The organism is Pseudomonas hamedanensis (assembly GCF_014268595.2).
GTDB lineage: Bacteria > Pseudomonadota > Gammaproteobacteria > Pseudomonadales > Pseudomonadaceae > Aquipseudomonas > Aquipseudomonas hamedanensis.
Genome location: NZ_CP077091.1, coordinates 3,601,457 through 3,616,135 on the forward strand (window position 1 = coordinate 3,601,457; position 14,679 = coordinate 3,616,135).

Consider the following 14,679-nt stretch of genomic DNA (forward strand, 5'->3'; position numbering starts at 1 on the left):
TGAAGATGAAAGCAGGCGTCCTGCCCTGAATTATTGGTGTCCTGCGGCCTGTAGCGGGTATGACGCCGCTCGCCCGCCATCCGCCACACCCTTGGCGGGCTGTGGCAGGACGCCGAGGATAGCGCATTTCGAGCGCTGCTTTAACGGGGAGGAAGCTGCGCCAGACGATCGAGAATGTCCAGCACCACCATGCGCGGCGGCCGTTCGTCGGTTTCCACCACCAGATCGGCAATTTCCCGATACAGCGGATCGCGGATGGCGAGCAGATCACGCAGGGTTTTCGCCGGATCGGCGGTGCGCAGCAAAGGCCGATTGCGGTCGCGGGCTGTGCGGCCGACCTGCTGTTCGACGGACGCGTGCAGATACACCACGCGCCCGCCCTCATGCAGGGCCTTGCGATTGGCGTCACGCATCACCGCGCCACCGCCGGTCGCCAGCACCACGCCATCGAACGCGCACAGCTCGGCGATCATCGCCTGCTCGCGATCACGAAAGCCGGGCTCGCCTTCCTTGTCGAAGATCCATGGGATATTGGCACCCGTGCGCAGCTCAATTTCCTTGTCGGAATCTTTGAACGGCAGGCGCAGCTCTTTGGCCAGCAATCGGCCGATGGTGCTTTTGCCAGCACCCATTGGTCCTACAAGTATCAAATTTCGCACAGAATCAACGACTCACAGCAATCGCCTGGTTATTCATGATACGCGGAGTGAGAAATACCAGCAGCTCGGATTTTTTCTCCGAAACCACATCACGCCGGAAAAGGCGGCCAAGATACGGCACATCGCCAAGAAATGGCACCTTATCTACAACCTTGCTCTGAGTATTTGAAAAAACACCGCCAATCACGATGGTTTCGCCGTCGTTGACCAGCACCTTGGCGTTGACCTCGTTTTTCTTGATCGGCGGCACATCCTGCACTTTGTTCAGGTAGTCCGGTTCGTCCTTGGTGACCTTGACCTCCATGATGATGCGGTTATCCGGAGTGATCTGCGGGGTCACTTCCAGCGACAGCGAAGCCTCCTTGAACGATACCGAGGTCGCGCCACTGGAACTGGCTTCCTGATACGGAATTTCGGTGCCCTTGAGGATTTTTGCGGTCTCCTTGTCGGAAGTCACCACTTTGGGTTGTGACACGATCTCACCGTTGCCGGTCTTCTCCATGGCCGTCAACTCGAGGTCGAGCAGAACGTTGTCGGTAATGAAGGCGATGCCGATACCGGAGGTGTTGTTGACGGTGCCCATGTCGACGAACGGCGAGTTGGTGCTGGTGCTCCCCGGCGTACCGATGGTCGTCGACGAACCGTTGACCCCTGAGGCGTTCCAGTTGCCCTTGTTTTGAATCGAGCCGCCCCAGCGCACGCCGAGGCTTTTGTCGTAATCGACGTTGGCTTCGACGATCCGCGCCTCGATCATCACCTGACGCACCGGAATATCCAGTTGCGCCACGATCCGCCGCAGTTCGTCGAGGCGATCCTGAGTCTGGTAGGCGATGATGTTGTTGGTTCGCTCATCGACGGTGATGGAACCGCGCTCATCGATTTTCGCCTCGGCACTGGTCACAGACTGGAACAGCTTGGCGATGTCCGCCGCCTTGGCGTAGTTCACCTGCAGCAATTCGCGGCGCAGCGGCGCCAGCTCGGCGATCTGCTTCTGCGATTCCAGCTCCTGACGCTCGCGAGCCGCGATTTCATCGGCCGGCGCCACCAGCAACACGTTGCCGATCTTGCGTTTATCCAGGCCTTTGGTTTTCAGCACCAGATCCAGCGCCTGATCCCACGGTACGTTCTGCAGACGCAAGGTGATGCCGCCCTGCACCGTGTCGCTGGCGACCAGATTGAGGTTGGTGAAATCGGCGATCAGCTGCAGCACCGAACGCACGTCGATGTCCTGGAAGTTCAGCGAGAGCTTTTCGCCCACATAGCTGTTGCGGTCAGCGTTGCGTTTTTGCAGGTCGTCCACCGTCATCGGACGAATGCTGACCGTGAGTTTGTTGTCGGTCTGGAAGGTGGAATAGTCGAACGTGCCGCTGGGCTCGACGCTGATCACCGCGCGATCCCCGGTCACCGCGGCGTTGACGAACTGCACGGGGGTGGCGAAGTCCTTGACGTCGAGGCGCACGCGCAGTTTTTCCGGCAATTGCGTGCGGGCGAAGCTGAGAATGATCTTGCCGTCATGCTCCTGGATGTCCGGGGCGATGGTCGGGTCGGACAGGTCGATCACCACATTGCCCTCGCCCTCCGTACCCCGCTGGAAGTCGACGCCGCGAATGGCGCGATTACGCGGCACGGACGGTTTGGCAGGCGCTGTCGCCGCCGGGGTGGCACGGGGCGCAACCGCCGCAGTGCGCGGCGCAGCAGCAGGCGCGCCCTGTCCGACCACCACGAACAGATTGTTTCCCTCGACTCGAGTACTGTAAGGCGCCAGTTGCGTCAGACTGACAATCAGGCGCGTGCGGTCCTTGGCTTCCGCCACCGTCGCGGTGCGCGCATTGCCGCTGCCCAGATCAAGCGTCTTGTTCGCCAGCTGACTGGTGACGCCGGGCAGATCAAGGGCGATCCGCGCTGGCGATTCAGTGGTGTAACCCTTGGGCTGCGGTGGCGGGCCGTCGAACGCCAGCTTCAGTTCGACACGGTCCCCTGGCAACGCCGCTACGTCCAGCGTCTTCAGGTTGGCCGCGAGTACCATCGGCGACATCAGCGCTATCCATAGCGAAAAACCGAGGGTGGAGAAAATCCTGTTCATTATTCGACTTCCACTATGAGTGCTCTTTCAAAGGAATGGTGCGCGGGCGCTCCAGCCAGGCGCCCTGGCCGTCGGGGACAATTTCGATGACATCGACCTGAGTGGCACTGATGGCGATGATGCGGCCATCGTTGCGCCCCAGGTAATCGCCGACTTTCAATCGATGCACCCCGCCCGCTCCGCGCAACAGCGCAAAGGAACCGGAGGCATTGGCGATCGTGCCGACCATCTCGAACTGCTCGATATTGAAGCCTTCAAGGTATTGCTTGACCCGGTTGGGGTCGGGCTTGACGTTGCGTGAACCGTGCCGCTGCCCGGCCAGATCGACGCGCACCTGCCGCGAAAACGGGCTGCGCAGATTCGCCGCGCTGTAAGTGAATGCCGGGTAAGACCGGAATGTCGGCGTTGGTTCAATCCGGCCGGCCGGGCGCAGACGCACTTCATTGAGATAAGCATCGAGATCACTGAAGTCATCGCTGCCACCGCAGCCCTGCAAAACCAGCAGAGCCATCGACAGGCCGAAAAAACGCAGCGGGGTCATTTCTGCAGCCCCTTGTCGTTATAGCGATAGGTCTTGGCGAGGATACTCATGCGCAGCTTAGGCCCGCCCTCGGGGTTGGCCGGTGCCAGTTCGAAATCATGCAGGGTGACAATACGCGGCAACCCGGCCACGCCGCTGACGAAGGTCGCGAGATCGTGATAGGCGCCGGTGACGGTGATCCGGATCGGCAGTTCGATGTAGAACGGCTGGGTGACTTCCGGCAGCAGCTTGATCTCCTCGAACTCCAGGCCGCTGCCCAGACCGGTGCGCGTGATGTCTTCCAGCAACCCTGGCACTTCGGTGTCGCTGGGCAATTGCCGCAGTAACACGCCGAAGGTGTTTTCCATCTCCTTCATCTGCTGGGTGTACAGCTCGAGATTGGCCGACAGACGCGCCTTGCTGGCGAACTGTTCCTTGAGGGTGATCTCTTCTTCACGCTTGAGGTCGAGCTGATTCTCCATGTCGCTGATGAAAAAGTGATAGCCAAGCCCCAGAACCAACACCATCAAAAGCCCTGCGGCAATGACTTTTACCGCAGGCGGCCAGGAGCCGATGTTGCTGGTATCCAGATCGTTGAAGTCGACGCTGCGCAGGCTTTCGAGCCATCCGTTGGGCTTCATCGGTCGTCCTCCCCGACCTTTGGCTGGGTTTGACGAACGGTCAGCTCGAAGGTGTTGGACTGTTCCAGTTGATCGGCCGATGTCGCCTTCACCTCGTTCAGGCTCGGGGCGTCGAACCAGTCGGAGGCGTCGAGGTTGCGCATCAGCTCGGAAACCCGGTTGTTGGATTCCGCCGCGCCACTGATCGACAGGGTCTTGCCGACCATTTTCACGTCGGTGAAGTACACCCCGTCCGGGAGCGTGCGCGCCAATTGATCGAAGATCCGTCCGCTGAGCTGCCGGTTGCCCTGCAAGTCCTGGATGATGCGCATGCGTTCGACCAGTTGCTGACGGCGCGCCTTGAGTTCGCTGATCTGCTTGATGCGCTCATCGACCTGGGCGATCTGCTTGCCGATGTAGTCGTTGCGCGCCGTTTGCCGCTCAATGGCAGCGCTGATGATCTGATCGGCGATCAGCACCGCGCCGACCGAGCCGACCAGCACGCCGATCAAGGCCAGCAGGAAGCGCTTGCGCCGTTCTTCGCGGCGCTCCTCGCGCCAGGGTAAAAGGTTGATCCGCGCCATTAGTCGAAACTCCTGAGCGCGAGCCCGCAAGCAATCATCAGGGCCGGCGCGTCGCTGGCCAGCGCCCCGGCATTGACCTTGCTGCTCAGGGCCATGTCGGCAAACGGGTTGGCGACCTGGGTCGGGGTGTTCAGGCGCTGTTCGATCAGGCGATCCAGGCCGGGCACCGAGGCCGTGCCGCCGGCCAGCAGAATATGGTCGACCGCGTTGTACTGGCCGGAAGCGAAGAAGAACTGCAACGAACGAGAGACTTGCTGTACCAGCGCCTCGCGAAACGGTTGCAAGACCTCGCTGATGTAATCGTCGGGCAGCCCGCCCTGCTTTTTCGCCAGCCCCGCCTGCTCGACGGTCAGGCCGTAGCGGCGCTGGATCTCTTCGGTGAGCTGGCGGCCGCCGAACAATTGCTCGCGGGTATAAATGATCTTGCCGTTGTGCAGGACACTGAGCGTGGTCATGGTCGCACCGATGTCCACCACCGCGACCGTGAGGCGTTCCTGGGAGGCGGCCAGTTGGGTCGCCAGCAGGCCGAACGAGCGCTCCAGCGCATAGGCTTCAACGTCCACCACGCGCGCGGTCAGCCCGGCAAGCGCCAGCGCTGCTTCACGCACCTCGACGTTTTCCTTGCGACAGGCGGCCAACAGCACGCTGACCCGTTCCGGGTTGCGCGGCGACACGCCCTGGACTTCGAAGTCGATCGCGACTTCATCGAGCGGATAGGGAATGTATTGGTCGGCTTCGATCTTCAGCTGGTTTTCCAGCTCGTCGTCGGACAGCCCGGCGTCCATCTCGATGACCTTGGTGATGACCGCCGAACCGGCCACCGCCACCGCCACGCTTTTGAGACCCGTACGCGCCTTGACCAGCACCCGGCTCAGGGCCTGGCCCACGCCCTCGAGTTCGGCGATGTTCTTTTCGACCACGGCACTGGCCGGCAACGGCTCCACCGCATAGGCCTCGACCCGGTAGCGATTGCCGTGGCGGCTCAGTTCCAGCAGCTTCACCGAAGTGGAACTGATGTCGATGCCCAGTAACGCGTTGGTCTTTTTCTTGAAGAGTCCCAGCACTACCAATTCCCTATGACTTTCCGTGAGTTACGGACTCTGTAATACGCATTGCGTTCCTTCACCCCCGCCTTGACAGAAGCGCCAATGACGCCCCCGGCGGAAAAGTGCTTATAATGCCCAGCGATTTTTTCCGCTTTTTACTGCCAGCGCCGGTCGTTTTGTGTGTAGCGCAACCCCGTCGCCAAATTCATTCTTTGCCCTGGATGTCCAAAAGCCTTGATTCGTCTGCTGAAATTTTTCGGTTGGTCCATCGTCGCCGTTTTCTGCGGACTGCTATTGAGTCTCAGCGGCGCGTTTCTTTACCTTAGTCCGGGTTTGCCGTCTGTGGAGGCGCTGAGAAGCATTCAGTTGCAGATTCCCCTGCGGGTCTACAGCAGCGACGACAAGTTGATCGCAGAGTTTGGCGAAATGCGCCGAACGCCGATCCGTTTCGCCGACATTCCGCCCAATTTCATTAATGCGTTACTAAGTGCTGAAGACGACAATTTCGCCAACCATTACGGCGTCGATCCAAGCAGCCTGATGCGCGCGGCGACCCAGTTGATCAAGAGCGGGCACATTCAGTCCGGCGGCAGCACCATCACCATGCAGGTGGCGAAGAACTTCTTCCTCACCAGCGAGCGCAGCTTCTCGCGCAAAACCACCGAAATTCTTCTGGCCCTGCAGATCGAGCGACAGCTGACCAAGGACGAGATCCTTGAGCTGTACGTCAACAAGATCTATCTGGGCAACCGCGCCTACGGCATCGAAGCGGCGGCGCAGGTGTATTACGGCAAGTCGATCCGTGACGTCAGTCTGGCGCAGATGGCAATGATTGCCGGCCTGCCAAAGGCACCGTCGCGCTTCAACCCGCTGGCCAACCCGGCACGCAGCAAAGAGCGCCGCGACTGGATCCTCGGGCGCATGTACAAGCTGGGCAAAATCAGCGAAGCCGACTACACCGCCGCGATCAACGAGCCGCTGAACGCCAGCTACCACGTGCCGACTCCGGAAGTGAACGCGCCGTATATCGCTGAAATGGCCCGCGCCGAAATGGTCGGGCGCTATGGCAGCGACGCCTACACCGAAGGCTTTCGCGTCACCACCACGGTGCCGAGCAACCTGCAGGAAATGGCCAACACCGCGCTGCACGAAGGCTTGATGACTTACGACCAGCGTCACGGCTACCGTGGCCCCGAGTCGCGCCTGCCGGGCAAGACCCGCGAGGCCTGGGCCAGCGAATTGACCAAACAGCGCACCATCAGCAGCCTGGAACCGGCCATTGTCACTCAGGTCGACAAGGCCGGCCTGCAAGTGCTGACGCGTACCGGTGAAGAACACGTGGCCTGGGACACCATGAAATGGGCGCGACCCTTCCTTAACACCAACAGCATGGGTCCCAACCCGCGCCAGCCAGCCGATGTCGCGCAGGTCGGCGACCTGATTCGGGTGCAGCGCCAGAAGGACAACTCGCTCAAGTTCAGCCAGATTCCGCAGGCCCAGGGCGCGCTGGTGTCGCTGGATCCGCAGAACGGCGCGATCCGCTCGCTGGTCGGCGGTTTCGCGTTCGAGCAGAGCAATTACAACCGCGCCATGCAGGCCAAGCGTCAGCCGGGCTCGAGCTTCAAGCCGTTCGTCTACAGCGCCGCGCTGGACAACGGCTACACCGCTGCCAGCCTGGTGAACGATGCGCCGATCGTGTTCGTCGACGAGTATCTGGACAAGGTCTGGCGGCCGAAGAACGACACCAACACCTTCCTCGGCCCGATCCGTTTGCGTGAAGCGCTGTACAAGTCGCGCAACCTGGTGTCGATCCGCTTGCTGCAAGCGATGGGTGTGGGCAAGACCATCGACTACATCACCCGCTTCGGCTTCAACAAGCAGGACCTGCCGCCGAACCTGTCGCTGGCACTGGGCACCGCGACGCTGACGCCGATGGAAATCGCCACCGGCTGGAGTACGTTTGCCAACGGCGGCTACAAGATCAGCCCGTACATCATCGACAAGATCGAAAGCCGCAACGGCGACACGCTGTTTGTCGCCAACCCGCCGACCGTACCGCAAGGCGGCTCGGCGACCGACGGCATCGCCGCACCGAACACCGAATCGTTCACGGTCAACGCCGCTCCGGTTGCGGGTGAAGCCGCGGGTAGTCCAGCGGTGCCGCAAGCGCCAGCAGTGGCTGAACGCATCGTCGATGCGCGCACTACCTACATTCTCAACAGCATGTTGCAGGACGTGATCAAGCTCGGCACCGGCCGGCGCGCGCTGGCCATGGGCCGTAGCGATATCGCCGGCAAAACCGGTACGACCAACGAGTCGAAAGACGCCTGGTTCTCCGGTTACAACGCCGATTACGTGACCACGGTCTGGACCGGTTTCGACCAGCCGGAAAGCCTCGGTCGTCGTGAGTTCGGCGGCACCGTGGCGCTGCCGATCTGGATGAATTACATGTCGGCCGCGCTGAAAGACAAGCCGCCGCATGTGCAGCCTGAGCCGGAAGGTTTGCTCAGCCTGCGGGTGGATCCGGTCAGTGGCCGTGCAGCGTCGCCGAGCACACCGGGCGCGTACTTCGAGCTGTTCAAGGCTGAAGACACGCCGCCATCGGTGAACGAGCTGGGCAACGGCGTAGTGCCGGGCAGTCCGTTGCCGGCGGATGAACAGGCGCCGATCGATTTGTTCTGATTCTGATGCAGCAAAAAAGCCCCGCCTTCGTGAGAACTGTGGGGCTTTTTATTGCCTGCCATCCGAGATATTGGCCGACCTGACGCCTTCGCGAGCAGGCTCGCTTGTATGGTTAGACTTGAAGGGGTGGTGGGACGAACAGTTCGCATCTGACTGCTGTAACAGTACAGACCGTGGGAGACCTCGCCCCACCCCTTCCACCAAAAGCGCCGATAGAGAATGCTTCGTTCAAGCGACGATAGAAACAAGCCTGCGCCTCTGGGTGAAACCCCTACAAGCTGTAAAACCTTAGCGTGGAGAAGTGCCAGTGGCAATGCGCGTGTCGAAGGCAATCGTGGGCGTGGACGTCGCCAAAGCTGAACTCGTTATTTATTTAGCAGATCCAGATCTGCTCACCTCGATAACCAATGAAAAGCTGGCCATAAAGCGCTGGCTTAAAACATTGGCGGGGCCCACTGCGATAGCTGTTGAGGCGACAAATATTTATCACGTCGACTTGGTTGAGTTGGCTCATGAGTCAGGTCACGACGTCTACATCATCGACGGTTTTCAACTAAGTAATTATCGTAAAAGTATCGGTGGTCGCAGTAAAACGGACGCATCTGACGCCCGTCTTCTCGCCCGTTTTTTAAAAAACGAAGGTGAGGATCTGCGACCTTGGACCCCACCTCCGGCAGTCTACGGCAAGCTGCAAAGCCTTCTACGACGCAGAGCTTCGCTGATACGGGCCAAAACCAGCCTGACCCAGAGCTGGGCAAATGACGCCAGTTTGAAAGGCGTGTTCGCAACTTTCATAAAGTCTATAGAACGGCTGGATTTACTTGTTCAGAAAAAACTCAAGGAAGTCTTGCGCGAAGCTGGTTTGCTGGAAGAGGTTGCCAGATGCCAAGCCATCGAAGGTATAGGTTTTCTAACTGCAACTGCTTTGGTCATGGCATACAACCGAGGCGACTTTACCAGCGGGGACTCTTATATAGCGTTCTTAGGCATGGACCTGAGAGTGAGTGACTCGGGTCAAAAAAATGGCCGTAGATATTTAACCAAGCGAGGATGCTCGGAGGTACGTCGATTACTGCATAACGCCGCCATGTCAGCCTGCCGATCAAATGCCTGGAAAGAGTTCTACAACCATCATCTCAGTTGCGGAAAAGCGACTACACAGGTGCTGGTGATGCTCGGCCGTAAACTTGCTCGAATAGCGTTCGCCCTGATGAAAAACCAGAGCGAATACCAATCGAAAGGGGGAGTTATGGCTTGATGACAACCATAGAATCTCCCACAGTGGAATGCGTTTCAAGGTGGGAGCGAGCCTGCTCGCGAAGAGGCCCTGAAGAGCACCACAAAACCCTCAGGCATAAAAAAGCCCCGACTCTCACAAGCCGGGGCTTTCGCTTGAAGCGTTACAACGGCTTAGCCGTTGAACACGTCATCCACGCTCTTCAGCGGGTAGTTCTTCGGATACGGCAGAGTAGCCACACCAGTCTCGATCGCGGCTTTGGCCACGGCGTCGGAGATCAGGGTGATCAGGCGCTTGTCCATTGGCTTCGGAATGATGTACTCACGGCCGAATTCCAGCGGTGCACCACCGTAGGCGTCGCACACGTCCTGTGGCACTGGCAGTTTGGCCAGTTCGCGCAGGGCGTTGGCCGCCGCCACTTTCATTTCTTCGTTGATGCGCTTGGCGCGAACGTCCAGGGCACCGCGGAAAATGAACGGGAAGCCGAGCACGTTGTTGACCTGGTTCGGGTAGTCCGAACGGCCGGTTGCCATGATCACGTCGCTACGGGTTGCGTGCGCCAGTTCCGGGGAGATTTCCGGATCCGGGTTGGAGCAGGCGAACACGATCGGGTTCGCTGCCATCGACAGCAGGCCTTCGGCGCTCAGCAGGTTAGGACCGGACAGACCGACGAACACGTCAGCGCCTGCCAGTGCGTCAGCCAGGGTGCGCTTTTCGGTAGCGTGGGCGAACACGGCTTTGTACTGGTTCAGGTCGTCACGGCCGGAGTGGATCACACCGGTACGGTCAACCATGAAGATGTTTTCGATGCGAGCGCCCATGCTCACCAGCAACTTCATGCAGGAGATGGCGGCAGCACCGGCACCCAGGCAGACGATTTTCGCGTCTTGCAGGGTTTTGCCAGCAATTTCCAAGGCGTTGATCATGCCGGCAGCGGTCACGATCGCGGTGCCGTGCTGGTCGTCGTGGAAGACCGGAATGTCGCACTGCTCGATCAGCGCGCGCTCAATCTCAAAGCACTCTGGCGCCTTGATGTCTTCCAGGTTGATGCCACCGAAGGTGATGGAGATGCGCTTGACGGTGTCGATGAAGGCTTGCGGGCTTTCCGAGTCGACTTCGATGTCGAACACGTCGATGCCGGCGAAGCGCTTGAACAGCACGCCTTTACCTTCCATCACAGGCTTGGAGGCCAATGGGCCGAGGTTACCCAGGCCGAGAATCGCGGTGCCATCGGAAATGACTGCCACCAGGTTGCCCTTGCCGGTGTACTTGTAGGCCAGTTCAGGATCGCGGGCGATCTCACGCACTGGTTCAGCTACGCCGGGGCTGTAGGCCAGCGACAGGTCGCGGGCGGTAGCAGTGGCCTTGGTGAGCTCGACACTCAGCTTCCCCGGACGAGGATGGGCGTGATATTCGAGAGCGGCAGTTTTCAGATCAGACATTTTGGCATTCCGCTTTTTACTGTTGGACAGACTGGTCAGCGAGGATACGCGCCTCGCAAAGTCCCCACAAGACTGAGCGGTCACCGCTGTCAAGCGCCCTGCCCTACGACTTTGGGCCAAGAGCCACGGCGCACAAGGGCTGGACTGTTCACAATCGACTTAAAAAATGTCTACAATTTTTTCGTCAGCGCAAAACCTGCAACATTGCCGAATCGGTCAGCGGGAGCAGCCAGCGCGGCTGTCCCGTTTGTAATCCACCGCGCCGCGAACGATCGACCACCCAGCCGCGCGCCTCGATCTGCTTGCCCTCGAGGGCCTGGAGCCGGGCATTGTTGAATTGTCCGACCAGATTGGGTGCAACGCGCAATACAAGCGCATCGTGCATTTCGATCCAGATTCCGCCGCGATTGCGCTGGACCTTGCTCACACGACCACCGACCACGGCAAAACCCGAGCGCTGAATCTGCTGCGCTTTCAGTACAGGCGACCGGCGCCAGAGACCCAGCCCGGCTTGCCGCGCACTGCGCTCGGCGGTCTGCTGGCAGGCAACCAGATCGACATTCGGCGCCACCGCGACCTGAAACCCAAGGCCATCGGCGAGCATTTGCGCCTCGAGGTTGGCGCCTTGCGCACTGTAAACATGCGCCAGGGTACGCCCGTAGTGATCTTTCGCCTGCTTGCCGGGCAGTAAACCGACGCGGCCGCCGCTGTCATCCACCAAGGCTTGCAGACGTTTGCGCGCCGCCACCGCGAATGGCTCGTCACTGCGGCCCTGCTTGCCCAGTTCCGGCGTGTTGAGGCCGATCATCCGCACGCTGCGACCATCGCTCAGGCGCAGCGTGTCGCCATCAACCACGCGCTGCACGCTGACACTGGTCAGCCCTGAGGGCGCTGGACAGAAGGCCTGCGCGCCGGACAGCCAAATCGCAGACACAAAAAAGGCGCCCGCAAGGGACGCCTTTTTCATCAGTCCGGAGAAGTCGAGACGACTTTCCAAAATGATCAGCCTCAGGCTTTTGGAGCAACTTTGCCGAAAGCGCCGAAACGGTCTGCGAACTTCTGCACACGGCCGCCGGTGTCCAGAGTCTTCTGCTTACCGGTGTAGAACGGGTGGCATTCGTTGCAAACGTCGATCGACAGGGCTTTACCGAAGGTCGAACGAGTTTCGAACTTGTTACCGCAGCTGCAGGTAACAGCAATTTCCGGGTAGTTCGGATGGATATCGGCTTTCATGGTGTCTTCCTCAGGCTAGCGTGCCGCCACCCAACACTATTGTTGAATACCGCACGTAATTAGGCCGCGGATTCTACCAGACCTTTTCAATCACGCAAGCTGTCACCGAGACCGACCGTCTGCTAGGCTCCCGGCCCAATACGCGATTCCCTTGTAGGAGTGAGCCTGCTCGCGATAGCGGTATTTCAGACGACATAAATGTTGAATGACAGACCGCTATCGCGAGCAGGCTCACTCCTACAAGGTTATGTGCCTAGCCATACCGCCCGTTTATAGAGATCCCCCCGCGTGCCCGACGCCATTTTGCGCCTCGCCCTGCCTTCGCCCCTGCGCCGCCTGTTCGACTACCGGGCGCCGGCCGGCGTGCGGCGCGAGCAATTGCAGCCGGGCATGCGCCTGCGGGTGCCGTTCGGGCGGCGCGAGATGATCGGGATTCTGGTCGAGGTCACCGACACCAGCGAAGTGCCGGTGGAAAAACTCAAGCCGGCCCTGGCCCTTCTCGACGCGACTTCACCGCTGCCGCCGGCGCTGTTCAAGCTGTGCCTGTGGACCTCGCAGTATTATCAGCACAGCCTCGGCGACACCTTGAACTGGGCGCTGCCGGTGCTGCTGCGTCAGGGCGAGCTGGCCGAGGCCCGGCAAGAACGTTTCTGGTCGATTGCCCCCGGCGCCAGCGTCGACGACCCGCGAGTCGCCCGTGCGCCGCGCCAGCGTGAAGCCCTGACCACGCTGGCCCAGCACCCCCACGGCGTGGCTCATCAGTTGCTGAGCAAACTGATGTTGAGCAAGGACAGCCTCGATCTGCTCTTGGCCAAGGGGCTGGTGCAGGTAGAAATTCGCCGTCACGCCCCCGGCGCGCGCCACGAGCATTGGCTGGCGCAACCGGAACTGCCGCTCAACAGTGAACAACGTGCGGCGTATGAAGCTATTCGCGCCGGCTTCGACAGCTACCACGCCTTTCTGCTGGCAGGCGTCACTGGCAGCGGCAAGACCGAAGTCTATTTGCAACTGATCCGCGAAACCCTCGAGGCCGGCAAGCAGGCGCTGGTGCTGATCCCGGAGATCAACCTCGGCCCGCAGACCCTGGCGCGCTTCGAGCAGCGTTTCAATGCGCGCATCGCCCTGCTGCACTCGGCGGTCAATGATCGCGAACGCCTTGAAGCCTGGCTTGCCGCCCGCGATGGCGAGGCCGACATTATTATCGGCACCCGCTCGGCACTGTTCACGCCGATGAAAAATCCCGGGCTGATCATCATCGATGAAGAGCACGATGGCTCCTATAAACAGCAGGAAGGTTTGCGCTACCACGCCCGCGATCTGGCGTTGGTGCGCGCACGGCAGGAAAACATCCCGATCGTGCTCGGTTCGGCGACGCCGTCGCTGGAAAGCCTGCACAACGCCTACACCGGTCGCTACGGCCTGCTGCGCCTGAACGAGCGCGCTGGCGGCGCCAAACAACCGCGCTTCCTGCGTCTGGATGTGAAAAGCCGGCCGCTGGACAGCGGCATTTCCGGGCCGATGCAGCAAGCCATCGGCCAGACCCTCGCCAATGGCCAGCAAGTGCTGGTGTTTCTCAATCGACGCGGATTTGCCCCGACCCTGCTCTGCCACGATTGCGGCTGGATGTCCGAGTGCTCGCGTTGCGATGCGCGCATGACCGTGCATCAGCGCTACGGCGAACTGCGCTGCCACCACTGCGGCTATGTCGAGCGCACGCCGCGCCAATGTCCGAAGTGCAACAAGGTCGATCTGCGGCCGGTGGGCGCCGGTACCGAGCGCGCCGAGGAACGCCTGGCGATTCTGTTCCCCGATTATCCGGTGCTGCGCGTCGATCGCGACAGCACCTCGCGCAAAGACGCGATGAATCAGCTGTTCGCGACCATCCAGAAAGGCCAGCCATGCATTCTGGTCGGCACGCAGATGCTGGCCAAGGGGCACCACTTTCCACGGGTGACGCTGGTATCGATTCTGGATGCCGACGGCGGCCTGTTTTCCGGCGACTTCCGCGCCAGCGAGCGCATGGCGCAGTTGATCGTGCAGGTCGCCGGGCGCGCCGGACGGGCGGAAGAGCCGGGCAAAGTCATCATCCAGACGCATCTGGCCGATCATCCTTTATTGGTGCAACTGACCGAGCAGGGCTATTTCGCCTTTGCCGAGCAAGCGCTGAGCGAGCGCCGTGCCGCCGGGCTGCCGCCGTTTGCGCATCTGGCGCTGCTGCGCGCCGAAGCACACAAGCCAGGGCAGGCGGAGGGCTTTCTCGATGAAGCGTGCAGCGCGGCCGAGCGTTTGCTGTCCGAGCTGAATCTGAGCGCGATTGAGCTGCTCGGCCCGGTGCCGGCGCCGATGGAACGCCGCGCCGGGCGCTATCGTGCGCAGCTATTGTTGCAAGCGTCGGCGCGGGCACCGCTGCACCGGTTGCTGGCGAGTTGGCTGCTGGTGCTGGAACAGATGCCGAGCGGGCGGGCGGTGCGCTGGTCGCTGGATGTCGATCCTGTGGATTTGTATTGAGCTGACCTGTGGCGAGGGAGCTTGCTCCCGCTGGGGCGCGAAGCGCTCCTGATATCAGGCTTGGC

Annotated in this window: 12 protein-coding genes; 3 read left to right on the forward strand and 9 right to left on the reverse strand. The window is 60.7% G+C overall.

The features are described 5' to 3' along the window. Positions 1–140: 140 nt before the first annotated feature. Genes aroK through HU739_RS15550 form a run of 6 tightly spaced genes read right to left on the reverse strand, consistent with a single transcriptional unit; the run spans position 141 to position 5,530 of the window. A complete protein-coding gene (aroK, locus tag HU739_RS15525) occupies positions 141–659 on the reverse strand; it encodes a shikimate kinase AroK (protein WP_186549533.1) in 519 nt (172 codons plus the stop codon). A gap of 4 nt (positions 660–663) precedes the next feature. Then, complete coding sequence (pilQ, locus tag HU739_RS15530) at positions 664–2,742, reverse strand: type IV pilus secretin PilQ (protein ID WP_186549535.1); 2,079 nt, start codon at positions 2,740–2,742, stop codon at positions 664–666. A gap of 13 nt (positions 2,743–2,755) precedes the next feature. Continuing rightward, positions 2,756–3,283 carry a pilus assembly protein PilP gene (locus HU739_RS15535; RefSeq protein WP_186549537.1) on the reverse strand — a complete coding sequence of 176 codons (528 nt, stop codon included), beginning with the start codon at positions 3,281–3,283 and terminating at the stop codon, positions 2,756–2,758. Further along, the gene (gene pilO / locus HU739_RS15540; protein ID WP_186549539.1) at positions 3,280–3,903 is read right to left on the reverse strand and encodes a type 4a pilus biogenesis protein PilO; all 624 of its coding nucleotides are present in this window, start codon (positions 3,901–3,903) and stop codon (positions 3,280–3,282) included. Before pilO ends, HU739_RS15535 begins: the two co-directional genes overlap by 4 nt. Then, positions 3,900–4,466 carry a PilN domain-containing protein gene (locus HU739_RS15545; RefSeq protein WP_186549541.1) on the reverse strand — a complete coding sequence of 189 codons (567 nt, stop codon included), beginning with the start codon at positions 4,464–4,466 and terminating at the stop codon, positions 3,900–3,902. The genes pilO and HU739_RS15545 overlap by 4 nt, the downstream gene beginning before the upstream one ends. Then, complete coding sequence (locus tag HU739_RS15550; RefSeq protein ID WP_186549543.1) at positions 4,466–5,530, reverse strand: pilus assembly protein PilM; 1,065 nt, start codon at positions 5,528–5,530, stop codon at positions 4,466–4,468. The genes HU739_RS15545 and HU739_RS15550 overlap by 1 nt, the downstream gene beginning before the upstream one ends. Before the next feature lie 219 nt (positions 5,531–5,749). On the opposite strand from HU739_RS15550, the gene HU739_RS15555 reads away from it, so the two are divergent. Together HU739_RS15555 and HU739_RS15560 are read left to right on the forward strand one after the other, a co-directional pair. Next, positions 5,750–8,194 carry a penicillin-binding protein 1A gene (locus HU739_RS15555; RefSeq protein WP_407681961.1) on the forward strand — a complete coding sequence of 815 codons (2,445 nt, stop codon included), beginning with the start codon at positions 5,750–5,752 and terminating at the stop codon, positions 8,192–8,194. A 307-nt stretch (positions 8,195–8,501) separates the two neighbouring features. After that, complete coding sequence (locus tag HU739_RS15560) at positions 8,502–9,452, forward strand: IS110 family transposase (RefSeq protein WP_186552637.1); 951 nt, start codon at positions 8,502–8,504, stop codon at positions 9,450–9,452. A 152-nt stretch (positions 9,453–9,604) separates the two neighbouring features. On the opposite strand, the gene HU739_RS15565 is transcribed toward HU739_RS15560, so the two are convergent. The 3 genes from HU739_RS15565 to rpmE form a co-directional block, all read right to left on the reverse strand. Then, complete coding sequence (locus HU739_RS15565) at positions 9,605–10,873, reverse strand: malic enzyme-like NAD(P)-binding protein (protein ID WP_186552136.1); 1,269 nt, start codon at positions 10,871–10,873, stop codon at positions 9,605–9,607. Between the two features lie 184 nt (positions 10,874–11,057). After that, positions 11,058–11,840, reverse strand: a complete 783-nt coding sequence (locus tag HU739_RS15570; protein ID WP_186552166.1) for a thermonuclease family protein — start codon at positions 11,838–11,840, stop codon at positions 11,058–11,060. Positions 11,841–11,881: 41 nt separating this feature from the next. Continuing rightward, positions 11,882–12,106, reverse strand: a complete 225-nt coding sequence (gene rpmE / locus HU739_RS15575; protein WP_186552137.1) for a 50S ribosomal protein L31 — start codon at positions 12,104–12,106, stop codon at positions 11,882–11,884. A 288-nt stretch (positions 12,107–12,394) separates the two neighbouring features. On the opposite strand from rpmE, the gene HU739_RS15580 reads away from it, so the two are divergent. Beyond that, the gene (locus HU739_RS15580) at positions 12,395–14,614 is read left to right on the forward strand and encodes a primosomal protein N' (RefSeq protein ID WP_186552138.1); all 2,220 of its coding nucleotides are present in this window, start codon (positions 12,395–12,397) and stop codon (positions 14,612–14,614) included. The last annotated feature ends 65 nt before the right edge of the window (positions 14,615–14,679 follow it).

Coding starts and splice junctions, on each gene's coding strand:
- pilQ (WP_186549535.1), bottom strand. CDS start 2,742: ATGAACAGGATTTTCTCCACCCTCGGTTTTTCGCTATGGATAGCGCTG.
- HU739_RS15535 (WP_186549537.1), bottom strand. CDS start 3,283: ATGACCCCGCTGCGTTTTTTCGGCCTGTCGATGGCTCTGCTGGTTTTG.
- pilO (WP_186549539.1), bottom strand. CDS start 3,903: ATGAAGCCCAACGGATGGCTCGAAAGCCTGCGCAGCGTCGACTTCAAC.
- HU739_RS15545 (WP_186549541.1), bottom strand. CDS start 4,466: ATGGCGCGGATCAACCTTTTACCCTGGCGCGAGGAGCGCCGCGAAGAA.
- HU739_RS15565 (WP_186552136.1), bottom strand. CDS start 10,873: ATGTCTGATCTGAAAACTGCCGCTCTCGAATATCACGCCCATCCTCGT.
- HU739_RS15570 (WP_186552166.1), bottom strand. CDS start 11,840: ATGAAAAAGGCGTCCCTTGCGGGCGCCTTTTTTGTGTCTGCGATTTGG.
- rpmE (WP_186552137.1), bottom strand. CDS start 12,106: ATGAAAGCCGATATCCATCCGAACTACCCGGAAATTGCTGTTACCTGC.